Consider the following 302-nt stretch of genomic DNA (forward strand, 5'->3'; position numbering starts at 1 on the left):
ATTAATTTTTAAGTTGTTTTGTTGAAATACAAAAGCCAAAGAGTTTGTATTAATAATAGTTATTAAATCGGCGTCGACCTTTTTATTTTTCAAATATTGTTCGCCGTTGTATGTTAAACTAAAATCGTCAATTTGTGCCTCTGTATATATTTCAAAGACCGCTAAATCTAAATCACCCTTACCAGCATAATTGAAACCTTTTGCATCGATTAACATTTTAGTTGCTTTATCATCATAAACTAACCTTGTGTTTTCGATAACAATTTTCTCAAGTCGCAGTGCAGTTTCACTATCATTACTTT

Annotated in this window: 1 pseudogene; it reads right to left on the reverse strand. The window is 29.8% G+C overall.

Features of this window, described 5'->3' with window-relative positions:
• Positions 1-302, reverse strand: a pseudogene (locus WFZ85_RS16195) (hypothetical protein); the annotation flags it as partial.

Source organism: Flavobacterium aureirubrum, from assembly GCF_038739835.1.
Lineage (GTDB): Bacteria > Bacteroidota > Bacteroidia > Flavobacteriales > Flavobacteriaceae > Flavobacterium > Flavobacterium aureirubrum.